General features: G+C 65.6%; 15 protein-coding genes. 5 read left to right on the top strand and 10 right to left on the bottom strand.

Features of this window, described 5'->3' with window-relative positions; genetic code table 11:
- Positions 1-85 precede the first annotated feature (85 nt).
- On the top strand, positions 86-1,930 hold the full coding sequence (locus tag ABIB99_RS11890) for an ABC transporter ATP-binding protein/permease (RefSeq protein WP_063981014.1): 1,845 nt from the start codon (positions 86-88) through the stop codon (positions 1,928-1,930).
- A gap of 227 nt (positions 1,931-2,157) precedes the next feature.
- Here the strand turns inward: ABIB99_RS11890 and ABIB99_RS11885 are convergent, their stop codons facing one another.
- The 3 genes from ABIB99_RS11885 to ABIB99_RS11875 form a co-directional block, all read right to left on the bottom strand.
- Positions 2,158-2,604 (bottom strand): GNAT family N-acetyltransferase, encoded by a 447-nt coding sequence (locus tag ABIB99_RS11885; protein WP_354175905.1) that lies wholly within the window; start codon positions 2,602-2,604, stop codon positions 2,158-2,160.
- Positions 2,604-3,632, bottom strand: coding sequence for a peptidoglycan -binding protein (locus ABIB99_RS11880; protein ID WP_354175903.1), 1,029 nt, complete (start codon positions 3,630-3,632; stop codon positions 2,604-2,606). Before ABIB99_RS11880 ends, ABIB99_RS11885 begins: the two co-directional genes overlap by 1 nt.
- A 157-nt stretch (positions 3,633-3,789) precedes the next feature.
- Positions 3,790-4,815, bottom strand: a complete 1,026-nt coding sequence (locus ABIB99_RS11875; protein WP_071916659.1) for a flagellar motor protein MotA — start codon at positions 4,813-4,815, stop codon at positions 3,790-3,792.
- A gap of 382 nt (positions 4,816-5,197) precedes the next feature.
- Here ABIB99_RS11875 and ABIB99_RS11870 point away from each other — a divergent pair, with 382 nt between their 5' ends.
- From ABIB99_RS11870 to ABIB99_RS11855, 4 genes are all read left to right on the top strand, one after another.
- Entirely contained in the window at positions 5,198-6,223 is a 1,026-nt protein-coding gene (locus tag ABIB99_RS11870) for an SAM-dependent methyltransferase (RefSeq protein ID WP_354175902.1), read from the top strand.
- A 302-nt stretch (positions 6,224-6,525) separates the two neighbouring features.
- A complete protein-coding gene (locus ABIB99_RS11865) occupies positions 6,526-7,089 on the top strand; it encodes a hemerythrin domain-containing protein (RefSeq protein ID WP_354175900.1) in 564 nt (187 codons plus the stop codon).
- Positions 7,090-7,402: 313 nt separating this feature from the next.
- Complete coding sequence (locus tag ABIB99_RS11860) at positions 7,403-8,596, top strand: efflux RND transporter periplasmic adaptor subunit (RefSeq protein ID WP_231143938.1); 1,194 nt, start codon at positions 7,403-7,405, stop codon at positions 8,594-8,596.
- Positions 8,597-8,602: 6 nt separating this feature from the next.
- Positions 8,603-11,758 carry a multidrug efflux RND transporter permease subunit gene (locus ABIB99_RS11855; protein ID WP_354175899.1) on the top strand — a complete coding sequence of 1,052 codons (3,156 nt, stop codon included), beginning with the start codon at positions 8,603-8,605 and terminating at the stop codon, positions 11,756-11,758.
- A 160-nt stretch (positions 11,759-11,918) separates the two neighbouring features.
- Here the strand turns inward: ABIB99_RS11855 and ABIB99_RS11850 are convergent, their stop codons facing one another.
- From ABIB99_RS11850 to gap, 7 genes are all read right to left on the bottom strand, one after another.
- Entirely contained in the window at positions 11,919-12,704 is a 786-nt protein-coding gene (locus ABIB99_RS11850) for an inositol monophosphatase family protein (RefSeq protein ID WP_028150910.1), read from the bottom strand.
- An 84-nt stretch (positions 12,705-12,788) separates the two neighbouring features.
- Positions 12,789-13,871, bottom strand: a complete 1,083-nt coding sequence (locus ABIB99_RS11845) for a tetratricopeptide repeat protein (protein WP_354175898.1) — start codon at positions 13,869-13,871, stop codon at positions 12,789-12,791.
- A gap of 8 nt (positions 13,872-13,879) precedes the next feature.
- Positions 13,880-14,554, bottom strand: coding sequence for a thiamine phosphate synthase (locus tag ABIB99_RS11840; protein WP_354175897.1), 675 nt, complete (start codon positions 14,552-14,554; stop codon positions 13,880-13,882).
- Between the two features lie 3 nt (positions 14,555-14,557).
- The gene (locus tag ABIB99_RS11835; RefSeq protein WP_028150907.1) at positions 14,558-15,583 is read right to left on the bottom strand and encodes a class I fructose-bisphosphate aldolase; all 1,026 of its coding nucleotides are present in this window, start codon (positions 15,581-15,583) and stop codon (positions 14,558-14,560) included.
- Between the two features lie 242 nt (positions 15,584-15,825).
- Positions 15,826-16,893 carry a class II fructose-bisphosphate aldolase gene (gene fba / locus ABIB99_RS11830; RefSeq protein ID WP_071916654.1) on the bottom strand — a complete coding sequence of 356 codons (1,068 nt, stop codon included), beginning with the start codon at positions 16,891-16,893 and terminating at the stop codon, positions 15,826-15,828.
- A 52-nt stretch (positions 16,894-16,945) separates the two neighbouring features.
- Positions 16,946-18,142, bottom strand: coding sequence for a phosphoglycerate kinase (locus ABIB99_RS11825; protein WP_354175895.1), 1,197 nt, complete (start codon positions 18,140-18,142; stop codon positions 16,946-16,948).
- A gap of 138 nt (positions 18,143-18,280) precedes the next feature.
- Positions 18,281-19,288, bottom strand: a complete 1,008-nt coding sequence (gene gap / locus ABIB99_RS11820; protein WP_028150904.1) for a type I glyceraldehyde-3-phosphate dehydrogenase — start codon at positions 19,286-19,288, stop codon at positions 18,281-18,283.
- Positions 19,289-19,366 lie beyond the last annotated feature (78 nt).

Genomic DNA, 19,366 nt, shown 5'->3' with positions numbered 1-19,366 from the left:
GCCGTCCCCTAAGGGACATCCCGGATTTGCCACTCCCCCCGCAGCGGCCTATGTGGAGCTAATATGTCTCCTTGGGTCCGATCTCATGAGCGCTGTGGAACGGCTTGACGACCAGTACCGCGACGAGCGCGCCGGGCCTGAGGCCCCGTCGATCGAAGCCGAGTTGATCGAGACGCCGGCGAAGAGCCGCGCCAAGCTGCGGCCGTTGCTGGCACTCGCGCCCTATGTGGCGCGCTATCGCGGCCGCGCGGCGCTCGCCTTCGTCGCGCTCACGGTCGCGGCGCTGACCACGCTGCTGGTGCCCATCGCTGTGAGGCGGATGATCGATTTCGGCCTGACGCCGGAAGGCATCGCGCTGATCAACAGCTACTTCTCGGTGATGATCGCGGTGGTCGCCGTGCTCGCGCTTGCCAGCGCCTCGCGATACTACCTCGTGATGACGATCGGCGAGCGCATCGTCGCCGACCTGCGGCGCGACGTCTTCGCGCATCTGCTCTCGCTCTCGCCGGCCTTCTTCGATTCCGCGCGCAGCGGTGAGCTGGTGTCTCGGCTCACGGCCGACACCACCCAGATCAAGTCCGCGGTCGGTGCCTCCGTCTCGATCGCGCTGCGCAATCTCATGATGTTCTTCGGTGCGGCGGCGATGATGGTGATCACCAGCCCGCGCCTCTCCGGCTTCGTGCTGCTCGCCATTCCCCTGATCGTGCTGCCGCTGGTCGCGTTCGGGCGCTGGGTGCGGCGTCTGTCGCGCAATGCGCAGGACACGCTCGCCGAAGCCTCCGCCTATGCGGGCGAGCTGGTCAGCGCCATCCGCACTGTGCAGGCCTATACCAGCGAAGGGCTAGCCGAGAAGCGTTTTGGCGGCGAGGTCGAGCAGGCCTATGAAGCCGCGCGCACCTCCACGCAGGCCCGCGCCGTGCTCACCGCCATCATCATCTTCATCGTGTTCGCAAGCGTGGTCGCGATCCTCTGGATCGGCTCGCATGACGTCCTGATCGGTACGATCTCGCCGGGTCGGCTCGGCCAGTTCGTGCTCTATGCGGCCTTCGCCGCGGCTGGCCTCGGCCAGCTCAGCGAGGTCTGGGGCGAGGTCTCGGCCGCCTCCGGCGCCGCCGAGCGCCTGTTCGAGATCCTGCATGTGCAGCCCGAGATCACCGCGCCGGCGTCCCCGCGCGCGTTGCCGGTGCCGGCGCGCGGCGAGGTCGGCTTCGACCAGGTCAGCTTCGCTTATCCGGCGCGGCCTCACGTCAATGTGCTCGATGCCGTGTCGTTCACCGTGCGCCCCGGCGAGAAGGTCGCGATCGTCGGCCCCTCAGGCGCCGGCAAGAGCACCATCTTTCATCTCCTGCTGCGCTTCTACGACCCGCGGGGCGGCGCGATCTCCCTCGACGGCGTGCCGGTCAAATCCGCGGACCCGCGCGATTTCCGCTTGCGCATCGCGCTGGTGCCGCAGGAATCCAACGTGTTTGCCGCGAGCGCCCGCGAGAACATCCGCTTCGGCCGGCCCGATGCGACCGATGCCGAGGTCGAGCGTGCCGCCGAGCTCGCGCATGCCGCCGAGTTCATTCGCCGCCTGCCCGAAGGTTTCGAGACCCCGCTCGGCGAGCGCGGCGTCACGCTCTCCGGCGGCCAGCGCCAGCGCATCGCCATCGCGCGCGCGATCCTGCGCGATGCGCCGCTCTTGCTGCTCGATGAAGCCACCTCCGCGCTCGATGCCGAAAGCGAGACGCTGGTCCAGACCGCGCTGGAAGAGCTGATGCGCCACCGCACCACGCTGGTGATCGCACATCGTCTCGCCACCGTGCTGTCCTGCGACCGCATCCTGGTGATGGACCAGGGCAAGATCGTCGAGCAGGGCACGCATGCCGAGCTCGTTGCTGCGAACGGGCTCTACGCGAGGCTGGCGAGGCTGCAGTTCGAGGGCGCGTGAGGCGTCCCGCCTGTTGCCTCATTCACGGTGTCATCGCCCGCGAAAGCGGGCGATCCAGTATTCCAGAGACAGCAGTGAGATTCGGAGAAGTCGCGGCGTACTGGATGCCCCGGTCCCGGCTCCGCCAAGGCTACGCCGAGGCCCACACGAGCGCTCGGCACGCCGAAGCTTCAGCGAAGGCGGCAAGCCGGGGCATGACAGCTGAGGGGGGTCGGCAGCAAACCTCGTCACGCCCGCCAAGTCATCTTCAGCACTGGCCGTCCCGAGGTCGGGTTCAAATCCTCGCCGGCATGCGCGAAGCCGTTGCGCTCGTAGAATCGGATGGCGCGGGCATTGTCCTTGTTGACGAGCAGCGTGACGCCTGACGGTGACAGGCGCTTGGCCTCATCCACCAGCAGCCTGGCCGCATCCGAGCCCCAGTGCGCGGGATCGACCACGAGCTGGTCGAGATAGCCTTCGCCGTCGATGGTGACGAAGCCGGTCAGCACGCCGTCCGCTTCCGCGACCACGATCGAGGCTTTCGGCACCAGATCCTTGCGCCAGCGCTCGCGCCACCAGTCCAGCCGCGCGGCGAAATCGATCTGCGGATAGGCCTGCTGCCAGGAGCGATGCCAGAGATCGATCGAGGCGGCTTCGTCCTCGGGCCGGTAGGGGCGGAGGTGGAGGGCGCTCACTACCGCTCCGTCAGCTTCAGCTCGATGCGGCGGTTGCGCTTGTAGGCCTCTTCCGTGTTGGAGGTGTCGAGCGGCTGGAATTCGCCGAAGCCGGCGGCGACCAGGCGCTGGGCAGGCACACCGAGCGAGATCAGATATTGCACCACCGAGATCGAGCGCGCCGCGGACAGGTCCCAGTTCGACTTGAAGTTCGCACCGCTGACCGGGCGCACGTCGGTGTGGCCGTCGACGCGCAGCACCCAGGGGATTTCGTTCGGGATCTTCTTGTCGAGATCGATCAGCGCGGTCGCCAATGTGTCGAGCTCGGCGCGGCCCTCGGGCAGAAGTGTCGCCTGGCCGGTGTCGAAGAACACTTCGGACTGGAACACGAAGCGGTCGCCGACGATGCGGATGTCAGGGCGATTGCCCAGAATGGTGCGCAGGCGGCCGAAGAACTCCGAGCGATAACGAGACAATTCCTGCACGCGCTGCGCCAAGGCAACATTCAGGCGAGACCCGAGATCGGCGATGCGGTTCTGCGATTCCTTGTCGCGCTTCTCGCTGGCGTCGAGCGCCTCCTCCAACGCTGCCAGTTGCCGGCGCAGCGCGCTGATCTGCTGGTTCAGCACCTCGATCTGCGCCAGCGCCCGCGCCGAGACTGACTTCTCCGAGTCCAGCGCCTTGCCGAGCTCAGTGGACTTGCCCTGGGCGTCGTTGCCGGCAGCGGCGAGGCCGTCATAGAGGCCCTTGATGCGATCTCGCTCGGTCTCGGCCGAGGCGAGGCCCGCTTTCAATTGCGAGACCTGGTCGTCGAGCGTGAGCTTGCCGAGCTTCTCCAGCGACAAGAGCTCGTTGAGCTGGGCGATCTTGGCGTTGAGCTGCTCCAGCGCCTTGTCCTTGCCGGTGACCTCCTGCGACAGGAAGAACTGCACGACCAGGAACACCGACAGCAGGAACACGATCGACAGCACCAGCGTCGACAGCGCGTCGACGAATCCGGGCCAGTAGTTGAAGCCGGCTTCGCTGCGGCGGCCGCGGGCTAGAGCCATTGTCGTCTCCGTTCTCTCGTGTCCCGGACGCGCTGCAGCGTGCAACGCTGCTGCGCAGAGCCGGGACCTATTTGTCTCGGTGAAGGCTCTGGGCCCCGGACGCGATGCACCACTTCGTGCCGCATCGCGTCCGGGGCACGAAACCTTCGTCGTGTCGCTAACCCTTCTCCGGCTGGCGCGCGATGCGCTCCAGCAGGCGGCGGATCTCACGGTTCTGCTCGCCCTGGCCGTCGGCCCATTCGCGGATCATCTGCTGCTCGGTCCGCATGTGCGAGACCAGCGCCTGGATGGCTTCGGCAAGGCTCGCCATTGCCGCCGTGGTGCCGCGGCTGGCGCTGCCTTCCTCGAGCACGGAGCGTAAGCGCTCGACGGCGGCCTGGAGCTCGCCGCTGGCAACGCCGCCGCCGCCACCGGCGGCTGCGACCGCAACCTCGCCGTGGCCATATTCGCGCACGGTGGTGGCGAGCCAGTCTTCGAGGTCGGTGTAGAAGCGGTTCTGGGCCTGGCTCGATTGCAGATCGAGGAAGCCGAGGATCAGCGAGCCGGCGAGGCCGAACAGCGAGCTCGAGAACGAGATGCCCATGCCGCCGAGCGGGGCGGCGAGGCCCTCCTTCAGCGTGTCGAACAGGGCGCCGGAATCGCCCCCGACCTTGAGCCCGTCGATCACCTTGCCGACCGAGCCGACCGTCTCGATCAGGCCCCAGAAGGTGCCGAGCAGGCCGAGGAAGACCAGCAAGCCGGTCATGTAGCGGGAGATGTCCCGGGCCTCGTCCAGGCGGGTCGCGATCGAATCGAGCAGGTGCCGCATGGTGGTCTGGGTGATCGTCATCCGCCCGGTGCGCTCACCGCCGAGGATCATGGCCATCGGCGCCAGCAGTTTCGGGTGCCGGGACGGCGCCAGGCCGGGATCGGCGATGCGGAAATTGTTGACCCAGGAGACTTCGGGGTAGAGCCGGATCACCTGCCGGAAAGCCAGGATGATGCCGATGAACAGCACGCCGCCGATCAGGGCATTGAGGCCGGGATTGGCGAAGAAGGCCAGGATGATCTGCTTGTAGAGCACCACGCCGACCAGGGTGCACAGCACCAGAAAGACCAGCATCCGCACCAGGAAAACGCTGGGTGAGGATAGCTTGGTATATTCGATATCGATGGGGGAGCGGTGCGAGGCGCCTGGCGGCATGGCCGGTATCATCCGTTACGAACTTGCTTGCGGGGCGCACTATGGCACAGCGGTAGCCCAAAAAAAGCGCCGGATGTGCCGATTTCGTGGAGAGCTCTCGGAACCCAAAGCTGAAACCGCGCTTTGATAGAGGCGCAATTTGCAAAACTTCGGCATTCCGCAGGCTTAGGTCGGATTTTTTGCATGGTGACGAATCCTGGGGAGTGGCCGTCATCGCGCTCTTGCTCGCGGTCCGGATGGCGCTCGCCTGGGTGGCGCGGCGGCATCTGCGGCGCGGTCGATCCTGTCTGGACCTCAGAGCCCGCCGGGCGGGTGGCAACGCCCGAACCTGCCCGTTCCTTCCGCCGCCGCCACAACGAGACCTGATCAACGGAGTGATCGCATGAGCGTCGTTTCCGCGATCTTCGGGACTGCCGAACGCGTGCCGCTGCCGGACGTCGTGATCCGCGCCGCGATCCAGCGCCTGTGCTCACGCACGGCGACGCGCATGTCCGCGTTGGGCGCCGCCGACGATGCCGCCTTCGCCGGGCGGATGATCCTGCGGCCGATCGCCGGGGACGCGGATGCCGTCAATGCCGGGCATGACGAGGTGCCCGCGGCGTTCTTTGCGGAGGTGCTCGGCCCCAACCGCAAATATTCGTCCTGCTTCTACAAGTCCGATGCGAGCACGCTGCAGGAGGCGGAGGAGGAGGCGCTGCGCCAGACCGTCGAGCACGCCGGTCTCGCCGATGGCCAGACCATCCTCGAGCTCGGCTGCGGCTGGGGCTCGTTGTCGCTGTGGATGGCGCGGCGGTTCCCGCACGCGAAGGTGACGGCGGTGTCGAACTCGCAGACCCAGCGCGCCCATGTCGAGGAGCAGGCGCGGCTGCGCGGGCTGTTGAACCTGCGCGTGGTCGCCGCGGACATGAACGTGTTCGCGCCCGATGGGCAGTTCGACCGCATCGTCTCGGTCGAGATGTTCGAGCAGATGATGAACTGGCGCAAGCTGATGACGCGCGTGCGGTCCTGGCTCGCGCCTGACGGGCGCTTCTTCATGCACATCGTCACCCATCGCTCCGGCTCACACCTGTTCGACCGCGCCAATCGCGAGGACTGGATCGCGCAGCATGTCTTCATGGATGGATTGATGCCGAGCCATCACCTCGTCAGGCAATTCGGCGACGTCTTCAGGATCGAGAAGGAATGGTGCTGGAGCGGTACACACTATCAGCGCACCGCGAACGACTGGCTCGCCAATTTCGATGCGCATCGCGACACGATCGAAGCGTCCCTGCGCAGCGTCCATGGCGAGGAGACCGCTTTGTGGATGCGACGCTGGCGCTGGTTCTTCCTCGCGACATCAGGACTGTTCGGCTACGCCGATGGCAGCGAATGGGGTGTCAGCCACTACCGGATGAAGGCGGGTTAGGGCGCGTACACGTCAATTTCGCGCCGAAGATCAGGGAAGGGTATGAGGTTCGCGGCGCCCCTGATAGGCGCGATAGCGGACCTCGCCAGAGGTCCGGGTTGGGTCCAAAAGGCGGGTGAATGTGATGAGGCTGCGCGGCGCCAACACATCTGAATGCCTCAGGAAAGCCATTGTGACCCACTGACCCCTGGTCAATGACATAACGTCTTTTCCCTTTCCGGCCCGGGTTTGATCTAGCGCAAAGCGCTGAGATGTTTTCACGCTAATGTAATTTTTTCTCAATGACTTCATTGGAGGCTGCAATGATCATTGAGCGCTTGTCCCGAGAACATCGCAATATCGAGACACTGCTCGCCGTCCTCGAGCGCGAGCTGGAAATTTTCGATCGCGGGGACCGCCCTGACTACGAAGTTATTCGCGCGGTTATCAGCTATTTCGAACTCTATCCCGAGATGTACCATCATCCTCTTGAGGAGCTGGTCTTTGCCAAGCTAAAACGTCGCGATCCCGCTGCGGCTGCAAAGATCGGTAACCTCACACTTGAGCACCAGAAGGGGACCGAGCGTTTGCGCCGCGTCGCTCAAGCGGTCGATTACGTCCTCGCGAATCGTGAAATCCTGCGGCAAAATGTGGACAAGGTCGTTCGCGATTTCATAGAGAGCGAGCGGCGTCACATCATGATGGAAGATCGTGATTTCTTTCCTGCCGCCCTCAAGGCTTTAGAGCCTCAGGATTGGACCGAGATCGCTTCTGCTTCAATCAATCATGAGGACCCGCTGTTTAGCGAGGCTGCCGAAGAAACCTTTGACACGCTACGAGCACGGATCTTGCAGTTAGAGCAGGAGGCTGAAGCCGGCCGACATTAGTCGAGCGAGCGTTGCTCTCGCGGGTGAGGTCGGCTTCGGATCACGCGCAGTAACGCTTGTACACACCCTCGTAACGTTCCGTTGCGATCTTCTGTCGCAGCTAGCGGTGATGGAACCCGACTCACAATCCAGTGAGCCCCGAAAAGCGCCCTGAACTCAACACGATAGGTCATGTGGCATTGAGCCGCCCGCGCAATGCGTTGCGTCGCAGCAAGTACCTTCTATCTTGACGGCATCAGCCGCATGGAATCGTCCAGAACGGGCTCGCGCGGAGCGTGATTTCAGTTTCAACAACATCGGGGCACTTAACTTCATGTCAGGACTTCGCGCGCGATCGGCATGCGTTGCAATCATGCTCGCGGCCTTTACGCCGCTGCTGGCGGGCTGCGACGAATCCGTCTCTGCGGTGTCCGCTGCCCAGCCCGCCGACCCTGACGTCAGCATCGTCATCGTCAAGCCGCAGCCGCGCGCCGTGGTACGCGAGCTGCCGGGCCGCATCGCGCCGACGCGCGTCTCCGACGTGCGGCCGCGTATCTCCGGCATCGTCGTCGAGCGCCTGTTCCGTCAGGGCAGCGAAGTGAAGGCTGGCGATGCGCTCTACCGCATCGATCCGCGTCCGTTCGAGGTCGAGGTGATGGCCACCGAGGCCGCCGTCGCCAAGGCCGAGGCTGGGTTGATGCAGGCGAGACAGCAGGCGCACCGCATCGCCACCCTCACCAAGGACCGCGCTGCCCCGGAAGCCGAGAACGAGAAGGCGATCGCGGCCGAGCGCCAGGCCCATGCCGAGGTCGAAGGCCGCAAGGCCGAACTCGCGCGCGCAAAACTCAATCTCGACTATGCCACCGTGCGCGCGCCGATCGACGGCGTCGTCGGTGCGGCGCTGGTCAGCGAGGGTGCGCTCGCGGTGCAGAACGAGACCAACCTCGCCAGCATCCAGCAGCTCGATCCGATCTATGCCGACTTCACCCAGTCGGTGACCGAGCTCAACCAGCTCCGCCGCGCCTTCGAGAGCGGCGACCTCGAGCGCATCGCGGCCGATGCCGCCAAGGTGCGCCTCGTGCTCGACGACAACACCCTTTATTCGCTCGACGGCAAGCTGCTGTTCTCGGATGCCAAGGTCGATGCCCATACCGGCCAGGTGACCTTGCGCGGCGAGTTCCGCAATCCCAAGCGCGAGCTGCTGCCGGGCATGTATGTCCGCGTCCGGATCGACCAGGGTCTCGATAGCGATGCGATCGCGGTGCCGCAGCAGGCGATCCAGCGCAATGGCGGCGGCGGCAGCGAGGTGTTCGTCGTCAAGGACGACAACCACATCGCCGTGCAGCCGGTGCGCACGGGGTCGGTGCAGGACGGACTCTGGTTCGTGACCGAGGGCCTGAAGGCCGGCGACAAGGTCGTGGTCGAAGGCTTCCAGAAGTTCGCGGCCGGCGACAAGGTGAAGCCGCAATCCTGGTCGGAAGCGGACGCCACCGCGGACAATCGGCACGCCCAGAAGCTGACGCGGTAACGCGCCATGGCGAGTTTCTTCATCGACAGGCCGATCTTCGCCTGGGTGGTCGCGCTGTTCATCTGCTTGATCGGCGCGATCGCGGTCCCGCTGCTGCCGATCGCGCAATATCCGATCATCGCGCCGCCCTCGATCTCGATCTCGACCAGCTATCCCGGCGCCTCGCCCGAAAACCTCTACAACAGCGTCACCCGGCTGATCGAGGAGGAGCTCAACGGCGCCTCCGGCATCCTCAATTTCGAATCGACCAGCGACTCGCTCGGCCAGGTCGAGATCATCGCCAATTTCCAGCCGGGCACCGATACCAGCGCCGCCTCCGTCGAGGTGCAGAACCGCATCAAGCGCGTCGAGGCGCGGCTGCCGCGCGCGGTGATCCAGCAGGGCATCCTGATCGAGGAAGCCTCGAGCGCCGTGCTCCAGATCATCACGCTGAACTCGACCGACGGCAGCCTCGACGAAGTCGGCCTCGGCGACTTCATGATCCGCAACGTGCTCGGCGAGATCCGCCGCATCCCCGGCGTCGGCCGCGCCACGCTCTATTCGACCGAGCGCAGCTTGCGCGTCTGGGTCGATCCGGCAAAGCTGGTCGGCTACGGGCTGACCGCCGACGACGTCAACAAGGCGATCGCCGCGCAGAACGCACAGGTCGCTTCGGGCAGCATCGGCGCCGAGCCGTCGACCTCGAGCCAGCGCACCTCCTCGCTGGTGCTGGTCAAGGGCCAGCTCTCGTCGCCGGACGAATTCGGTTCCATCATCCTGCGCGCCAATGCCGACGGTTCGACCGTGCGGTTGCGCGACGTCGCACGCATCGAGGTCGGCGGCCTCAGCTACCAGTTCAACACGCGCCTGAACGGCAAGCCGACCGCGGGCCTCTCCGTGCTGATGTCGCCGACCGGCAACGCGCTGGCGACCGCGAGCGCGGTCGAGGAGAAGATGAAGGAGCTGTCGCGCTTCTTCCCGGCCAACATCTCCTACGAGATCCCCTACAACATCACGCCCGTGGTCGAGGCCTCGATCAAGAAGGTGCTGACGACGCTGGTCGAAGCCGTGGTGCTGGTGTTCGTGGTGATGTTCCTGTTCCTGCAGAACATCCGCTACACCATCATCCCGACCATCGTGGTGCCCGTGGCGCTCTTGGGCGCCTGCACCACGCTGCTGCTCGCCGGCTATTCCATCAACATGCTCTCGATGTTCGGCATGGTGCTCGCGGTCGGCATCCTCGTCGACGACGCCATCGTCGTGGTCGAGAACGTCGAGCGCATCATGTCCGAGGAAGGCCTGCCGCCGAAGGAAGCGACGCGGAAGGCGATGGCGCAGATATCGGGCGCCATCATCGGCATCACGCTGGTGCTGATGGCGGTGTTCGTGCCGATGGCGTTCTTCCCCGGCTCGGTCGGCATCATCTACCGCCAGTTCTCGGTGACCATGGTCGCCGCGATCGGCTTCTCCGCCTTCCTCGCGCTGTCGCTGACGCCGGCGCTGTGCGCGACGATTCTGAAGCCCGTTGCGGCCGGCCACGGCCATGCGAAGCGGGGCGTGTTCGGCTGGTTCAACCGCATGCTCGAAGGCGGCAAGGAGGGCTATTCCCGCACCGTCGGCTTCTCGCTGAAGCGGACCGGCCGCCTGATGCTGGTCTATGTCGCGCTGCTGGTTGGTCTCTCCTGGGCCTTCGTCAGCCTGCCCGGCGGCTTCCTGCCGATCGATGACCAGGGCTTCGTCACCACCGACGTGCAGACGCCGTCGGATTCGTCGTATCCCCGCACCGAGGCCGTCATCGAGAAGGTCGAGAAATATCTCGCCGAGCGGCCGGGTGTGAAGGATGTCACCTTCCTCACCGGCTTCAGCTTCTCCGGTCAGGGCATGAACACCGCGCAGGCCTTCATCACGCTGAAGGACTGGTCGGAGCGCGGGCCGAAGGACTCTGCCGCCGCGATCGTCAACGACATCAACCGCGATCTGTCGTCGTCGATCCGCGATGCAAAGATCTCCGCGCTCCAGCCGCCGCCGATCGACAATCTCGGCAACTCCTCGGGCTTCTCGTTCCGCCTCCAGGACCGCGGCCAGAAAGGCTATCCGGCATTGATGCGCGCCGCCGACCAGCTGATCGCGGAGGCCAATGCCAGCCCGGTGCTGCAGAAGGTCTATATCGAGGGCCTGCCTGAGGCCGGCGTGGTCAATCTCGTGATCGACCGCGAGAAGGCCGGGGCCTTCGGCGTCACCTTCGAGGACATCAACAACACGATCTCGACCAATCTCGGCTCGAACTACATCAACGACTTCCCGAACCGCGGCCGCATGCAGCGCGTCGTGGTGCAGGCGGATGCCCGCGACCGCATGCGGACCGAGGACATCCTCAACTACAACGTCAAGAACAGCCGCGGCCAGCTCGTGCCGTTCTCCTCCTTCGCCACGGTCGAATGGGCGCGCGGCCCGACGCAGATCGCGGGCTTCAATTATTATCCCGCTGTGCGCATCTCCGGCGAGGCGAAACCCGGCTTCACCTCGGGCGACGCGATCGCCGAGATGGAGCGGCTTGCCGGCAAATTGCCGCGCGGCTTCGGCTATGAATGGACCGGACAGTCGCTCCAGGAAAAACTGTCGGGCTCGCAGGCGCCGTTCCTGCTGGCGCTGTCGGTGTTCGTGGTGTTCCTGTGTCTTGCCGCGCTCTACGAGAGCTGGACCATTCCGCTCGCGGTGCTGCTCACGGTGCCGCTCGGCATCGTCGGCGCGGTGGCCGCGGCGATGCTGCGCGGCCTGCCCAACGACGTCTATTTCACCGTCGGCCTGATCACCATCATCGGCCTCGCGGCAAAGGACGCGATCCTGATCATCGAGTTCGCCAAGGATCTGCGGAAAGAAGGCAAGCCGCTGGTGGACGCCACCATCGAGGCCTGCCGCCTGCGCTTCCGCCCGATCCTGATGACCGGCCTTGCCTTCATCTGCGGCGTGCTGCCGATGGCGATTGCGCACGGCGCCGGCGGCGCCAGCCAGCAAGCGCTCGGCAGCATCGTGATGGGCGGCATGATCGCGGTGGTGATCCTGGCGCTGCTGATGGTGCCGGTGTTCTTCGTCTCGGTGCAGCGCGTGCTCGCAGGGGACCGGGAGCCGAAGGCCGCGCAGGACGGCGAGACGTATGGGCCGCCCGCGCCGGTCAAGCCATAAGGCGAGCTGTCATGCCCCGCGCAGGCGGGGCATCCAGTACGCCGCGGCCCTTCCGTATCCAACAAACGTCTCTGGAATACTGGATCACCCGCTCCAGTGCGCAAGTGCGCACAAGGCGGGTGATGACGGCGGAGTGTGAAGCGTAGGGGGCGCCCTAAGCCTACTTCCGCAAGATCTTCACCAGCTCTCCGTGCACGAACTCATTGCCGCACACGACATGCCCGGTCACCAGCGCGTCACCCGGCGTTGCGATGTCGCTCACCGTGCCACCGGCCTCGCGCACCATGATCATGCCGGCGGCGATGTCCCAGGATTGCAGATTGCGCTCCCAGTAGCCGTCGAGGCGGCCGGCGGCGACGAAGGCCAGGTCGAGCGAGGCGGCGCCGAAACGGCGCAGGCCCGCGACGCGGTCCTGGATCGCGGTCATCTCGCGGCGGAATTCCTCGTGGTCGCCGCGGCCGATATGGGGCAGGCCGCAGGCCACCACGCATTCGTTGAGCTGGCGGCGGCCGGCCACGCGCAGGCGCTGGTCGTTGAGGAAGGCGCCCTTGCCGCGCTCGGCGATGTAGAGCTCGTCATTGGCGGGGTTGTAGATCACGCCCGCAATGATCGTGCCCTCGCGCACGAGGCCGATCGAGATCGCGAATTGCGGGATGCCGTGCAGGAAGTTGGTGGTGCCGTCCAGCGGGTCGACGATCCAGGTGTGGCTCTTGTCGCTGCCTTCGCGGGTGCCGCCTTCCTCGCCGATGAAGCCGTAGCCGGGGCGGGCCTTGGCGAGGTCCTGGTAGAGGATCTCCTCGGCGCGCTTGTCGGCGAGCGAGACGAAATTGGCCGGCCCCTTCAGCGAGACCTGGAGATGCTCGATCTCGCCGAGGTCGCGCTTGAGGCTGCGGCCGGCGCGGCGCGCGGCCTTGACCATGACGTTGATAGTGGCGGAATACAGCATGTGCTCTGGTCTTGATCGGGGGAAATGGCGCGAAACCGCGCCTGTTTGAAGGATGGGGTGCCCTGCGAGGGCCTTTGCGTCAAGTCATTTGGTCCCGAGCCATTTTCTGGCGGCGGCCTCGGCCTTGCCCCGGTCCTCGGCCGGCAGGTCGGACAATTGCTTGTCGAGCTCCGGATCGCCCTTGCCGGAGGTTTTCGCCACCAGGTGCCATTTAAAGCCCTCGACCTTGTCCACGGACGTGCCCATGCCGTTGATCAGCACCCAGGCTAGGCGGTTCTGCGCGATCGCGCTGCCCTGGCGGGAGGCCTTGCGGAGCAACGCGACGGCGGCCGGCTGGTTCTTCACCGTGCCGGTGCCGTTGAACATGGCGATGGCATATTCGACCTCGGCATCGACATTGTCCGCCAGGGAAGCCGCCTGGAGCAGCCGCACCGCGCGTTCCGGGTCCTTCGGCACGCCGGTGCCTTCCTTGTAGAAGGTCGCCAGCGCGTATTGCGCCTCGGGCAGGCCGGCGTCGGCGGCCTGACGCAGCAGCTCGGCGGACCGCTTGACGTCCTGCGGCAGGGTCTGGCCGTCGAGGTAGAGCAGCGCGAGGTTATAGGCCGCCTTGGGCTCGCCGAGCTTGGCGGCGGAAGCCATCAGCTTCACCGCCTCGCCTTTGTCGACCGAGCCGCCGCGGCCGGAAATTCGCAGCATGGCGAGCGCGAACATCGCCTCGCGGTCGCCGGCATCGGAGGCGCGCTTGTACCATTCCAGCGCCTTGGCGTAGTCGCGGCGGATGCCCATGGCGTTGGAATAGAGCTCGCCGAGCATGGTCATCGCCTTGGGATCGCCCGCTTGTGCGCGGGCGGTGGCGAGATCGAACGCCGTCTTGTACTGGCCGCGCTGATAGGCGCCGAACACCAGATCGACATTGGGATTGTCGGTTGCCGGTGCGGGGATCACGGTTGCGGGCAGCGCCGGCTTGGGCGAGGCGGCCGGCTTGGGCGAGGCCGAAGGTTTTGGCGCCGGCGCGGCCTCCTTCTTCTTGGCGGCCGGAGGCGGCTTGGGCTTCTGTTTCTCAGGCACAGCGCTCGGCGTGGCCACCGGCGGCGTGATCTGGAGCTGCGCGGCCGCGGGCGCCGTCAGCAGCAGCGCGGCCAGGATGGTGATGCGCGGGAGCTTCATGTCGGGCGCTAGCCGTGCTCCTGACCCGCAAGCGCAGCCGCATGGGCCTTCTTGATCTCAACGTCGACCTCGATCAGCGCGGCCTTGGGACCGCGCGGATCGGACCAGACGAAATCGCCGACCAGCACGAAATCGGCGCCGCTGGCGGCGAAGTCGTGCGCCTCTTCGAGCGAGGTGGCAAAGCCGACGCAGGGCGGCTCGAACAGCTCGGCCCACCAGTCCAGCCGCTCGGCGATCGCCTGGGACGACGGGCGTTGGCCCTTTGCATCAGGTTCGCCGAACAGCACGTAGTCCGCGCCTATCTCGCCCGCATCCATGGAATGGTGCCGCGTCGTCAGCCCGCCGACGCCGGCGATGCGATCGGGCTTGAGCGATGGCAGCGCCTCTTTCAGCGCGGCGATGCCGGGCAGGTGCGCGCCGTCGGCGCCGCCACGTGCGACCAGTTCGGCATGACCTTCAACGAGCAGCGCGGCGCCCGCCTTCTGGACCGGCGGGGCCAGCGCCTTGATGCGCGTGATCATGGTGCGCTGGTCGGTCTCCTTCAGCCGCAGCAGCACGGCCGCGACGTCGGCGGCAGCGAGCAGGCCCGGCAGCTCGGCGACGAACGCAGCGGGATCATCGATGGCAGGCGTCGCGAGATAGAGACGCGGCGCCGGGCGCGGCGGAGGCGATTTGTTCGACAAGATCTAGGCTGCTTTCTTTTCCAGGCTGCTTTGCCATTCGCCCTTGGACGCCAGACCATTCATCCGGGCGCGATGGCTGAATGCACTTTGGCCGGCTGCGACATTCTCGGCCTTGCCGGACCAGGCCTTCTGCGGCGCGGCCTGCAGCGCGCGGCCGTAGGAGAAGGTCAGGCCCCAGGGCAGCGGGCCGAGCTTGTGCATGGCATTGAGATGCGCAGTCGCCTCTTCGTCCGACTGGCCGCCGGAGAGGAAGGCGATGCCGGGCACGGCCGCGGGCACGCAGGCCTTCAGCAGCCGAATCGTCTTCTCCGCGACTTCCTCGACGGGAGCCTGCTTCGCGCATTTCTTGCCAGAGATCGCCATGTTCGGCTTCAGCACCATGCCTTCGAGCGCGACGCGCTGCACGCGCAATTCCTGGAAGGTCTTGTTGAGCACGCGGGTCGTCACTTCATAGCAGCGGTCGATGTCGTGATCGCCGTCCATCAGCACTTCCGGCTCGACGATCGGCACGATCTGCGCGGCCTGGCACAGCGCTGCGTAGCGGGCCAGCGCATGGGCGTTGACGCCGATCGCGGTCATCGAGGGAATGCCGCTGCCGATATCGATCACCGCGCGCCATTTGGCGAAGCGGGCGCCGCGCTCGTAATATTTCTTCAGGCGCTCGGCGAGCTTGTCGAGCCCGACGGTGACGAGCTCGCCCGGGCACATCGGCAGGGCTTGCGTGCCCTCGTCGACCTTGATGCCGGGGATGGCGCCGCTCTGTTCGATCAGCTTGACCAGGGGCGTGCCGTCCTTCGCATCCTGCCAGATCGTCTCGTCATAGAGGATCACGCCGGAGATGCACTGGCTCATGGCCTCCCTGGAGCGGAACAGCATCTCGCGATAGTCGCGGCGGTTGCCTTCCGTCGATTCCACCCCGATCGCGTCAAAGCGCTTCTTGATGGTGCCGGAGGATTCGTCGGCGGCAAGGATGCCCTTGCCGGGCGCGACCATGGCGGTCGCGATCCTGTTGAGCTCAGTCAGATTCATCGAGAGGTCCTCCCAAAACGATTCTGCCCTTGCCTGTGAAAATAGACCGTTCTCGGGCAATTGCCGAGTTAACGTTCGTCGCAGGGTAAAGGGGGGCCCTCTGTCATTCCGGGATGCGCCGAAAGGCGCAGGCCCGGAATCCATAACCCCAGGCTGTGGTTATGGATTCTCAGATGCGCAATTGCGCATCATAGCCCACGCTTCGCGTGTCCCGGAATGACGGGAGGATGTGGCTGAAGGCCTTACGCCACCTTCGGGTCGAGCTCGCCCTTGGCGTAGCGCTTGGCCATCTCGGCGGGGGTCAGGACCTTCTTGAACTTGGAGGCCTGGCCTGCGGTGTTGAACTCCTGGAGCCGCTGCTTGCACAGCTTGGTCATGGCTTCCATGGCGGGCTTCAGGTACTTGCGCGGATCGAACTCTTCCGGGTGCTCCTTGAACACCTTGCGGATCTGGCCGGTCATGGCCATGCGGTTGTCGGTGTCGATGTTGATCTTGCGCACGCCGTTCTTGATGCCGCGCTGGATCTCGGCGACCGGCACGCCCCAGGTCGGCTTCATCTTGCCGCCGAACTCGTTGATGATGTCCTGGAGGTCCTGCGGCACCGACGAGGAGCCGTGCATCACCAGATGCGTGTTCGGCAGCTTGCGGTGGATCTCCTCGATCACCTTCATGGCGAGGATGTCGCCGTCGGGCTTGCGGGTGAATTTGTAGGCGCCATGCGAGGTGCCCATCGCGATCGCGAGCGCGTCCACCTTGGTCTCCTGGACGAACTTCACGGCCTCGTCCGGATTGGTCAGGAGCTGGTCGTGGCTCAGCTTGCCTTCGGCGCCGTGGCCGTCTTCCTTGTCGCCCATGCCTGTTTCGAGCGAGCCGAGCACGCCGAGCTCACCCTCGACCGAGATGCCGCCGAGATGGGCCATGTCGGTCACGGTCTTGGTGACGCCGACATTGTAGGTCCAGTCGGCCGGGCTCTTGCCGTCGGCCTTGAGCGAGCCGTCCATCATGACGGAGGTGAAGCCGGCCTGGATCGCGGTCATGCAGGTCGCAGCCTCGTTGCCGTGGTCGAGATGCACGCAGACCGGGATGTGCGGATAGATCTCGGTGACCGCGTCCATCATGTGCTTGAGCATGATGTCGTTGGCGTAGGAGCGCGCGCCGCGCGAGGCCTGGATGATGACGGGCGCGTCGACCGTGTTGGCCGCGTCCATGATCGCCAGCGCCTGCTCCATGTTGTTGATGTTGAAGGCCGGTACGCCGTAATCGTTCTCCGCTGCATGGTCGAGCAATTGACGTAACGTGATCCGAGCCATCTGTCTTTTTCTCCGGTTTGGGCCTGCAAGGCCGACTTAAAAGGCCGACTGATTACTTGGTGCGCAGAACTTCGACGCCGGGAAGGGGCTTGCCTTCCATCCATTCAAGAAATGCGCCACCGGCGGTCGAGACATAGGTGAATTGACCGGCCACATGGGCCTGGTTGAGAGCCGCGACCGTGTCGCCGCCGCCCGCGATCGAGATCAGCTTTTTCGCCTTGGTGCGCTCGGCGGCATGCTTGGCGGCCGCCACGGTTCCGCGGTCGAACGGCTGCATCTCGAAGGCGCCGAGCGGTCCGTTCCAGACCAGCGTGGCGGCGTCGTCGATGGCGGCGTGGACACGCGCGATCGATTGCGGGCCGACGTCGAGGATCATGCCGTCGGCCGGGATCGCATCGAGCCCGTAGGCATGCGAGGGCGCGTTCGCCGCGAAATGATAGGCGACGGTGGCGTCGACCGGCAGGATGATCGCGCAATTGGCGGCTTCCGCCTTCTCCATGATGCGGATCGCCGTCGCGGCGAGATCCTTCTCGGCCAGCGACTTGCCGATCCCGACGCCCTGGGCGTGCAGGAAGGTGTTGGCCATGCCGCCGCCGATCACGAGCGCGTCGACCTTGGTGACGAGGTTTTCGAGCAGATCGATCTTGGTCGAGACCTTGGCGCCGCCGATGATCGCGATGACGGGCTTGGTCGGCGAGCCCAGCGCCTTCTCCAGCGCGACGAGCTCGGCCTGCATGGTGCGGCCGGCATAGGCCGGCAGCTTGTGGCCGAGGCCTTCGGTCGTGGCATGGGCGCGGTGCGCGGCCGAGAAGGCGTCATTGACCCAGATGTCGCCGAGTTTCGCCAACTCCGCGACGAAGGCGGGATCGTTCTTTTCCTCTTCCTTGTGGAAGCGGGTATTTTCCAGGCACAGGATGTCGCCATCTTTCAGCGCCGCCACGGCCGTGGCCGCGGGCTCGCCGACACAGTCGTCGGCGAAGGCGACGGGCCTGTTCACGACCTTCGACAGCGCTTCGGCAACCGGCTTGAGCGACTCCTTGGGGTCGCGTCCCTTCGGCCGGCCGAAATGCGCGAGCAGGATGACCTTGCCGCCCTTGTCCGAAATTTCGGTGATGGTCGGCGCGACGCGCTCGAGCCGGGTCGCGTCGCTGACACGCCCGTTGTCCATGGGCACGTTGAGATCGACGCGCAGCAGCACGCGCTTGCCCTTCACATCGACTTCGTCGAGGGTGCGGAATTTGTTGGTCATCGGACACTCTCTTGTCCCGGGCGCATAGCGGCGCGGAGTGCCGCTATGCAGAACCGGGACCTACGCTGGAGGGACATGGGTCCCGGATCTGCGACGCAGCGTTTCACGCTACATCGCGTCCGGGACACGAGAGCGGAGTTAGATCACCTTCGCGAACGCGACGGCGGTGTCCGCCATGCGGTTCGAGAAGCCCCACTCGTTGTCGTACCAGGACATCACACGCACCAGCGTGCCGTTCTGCACCTTGGTCTGGTCCTCGTGGAAGGTCGAGGAGTGCGGATCGTGGTTGAAGTCGATCGAGACGTTCGGCGCGTTGGTGTAGCCGAGAATGCCCTTGAGCTGCTGCTCGGAGGCCCGCTTCATCGCCGCGTTGATTTCCTTGGCGTCGGTGGCGCGCTTGGCGACGATCTTGAGGTCGATGACCGAGACGTTCGGGGACGGCACGCGGATCGAGACGCCGTCGAGCTTGCCCTTGAGTTCCGGGAGCACGAGGCCGATTGCCTTCGCCGCGCCGGTCGAGGTCGGGATCATCGACATCGCCGCCGCACGGCCGCGGTAGAGATCCTTGTGTAGCGTGTCCAGCGTCGGCTGGTCGCCGGTGTAGGCGTGGATCGTGGTCATGAAGCCGGTCTCGATGCCGACCAGGTCGTTCAGCACCTTGGCGACTGGCGCGAGGCAGTTGGTGGTGCAGGAGCCGTTGGAGACGACCAGGTGATCCTTGGTCAGCGTGTCGTGGTTGACGCCGTAGACGATGGTGGCGTCGGCGCCGTCGGCGGGCGCGGAAACGAGAACGCGCTTGGCGCCGGCGGTGAGATGCGCGGACGCCTTGTCCTTCGCGGTGAAGATGCCGGTGCATTCCATCGCGATGTCGACGCCGAGATCCTTCCAGGGCAGCTTCGAGGGATCGCGCTCGGCGGTCACCTTGATCTTGCCGCCGCCGAGGTTGATGGAGTCGCCATCGACGGTCACGGTGCCGGGGAAGCGGCCATGGACGCTGTCGAAGCGAAGGAGATGCGCGTTGGTCTCGACCGGGCCGAGGTCGTTGATGCCGACGACCTCGATGTCCTTGCGGCCGGACTCGGCAATAGCCCGCAGGATGTTGCGGCCGATGCGGCCAAAACCGTTAATTCCGACGCGGACTGCCATGTTTCATCTCCTTATGACCGTTCAATGACGTGTTCGATAACCCCAATTATCCCGCACAACGCGCTTAGCGCGCCTGCG

The organism is Bradyrhizobium sp. LA6.1, assembly GCF_040547805.1.
Lineage (GTDB): Bacteria > Pseudomonadota > Alphaproteobacteria > Rhizobiales > Xanthobacteraceae > Bradyrhizobium > Bradyrhizobium barranii.
This window is presented reverse-complemented; position numbering and strand designations above follow the sequence as displayed.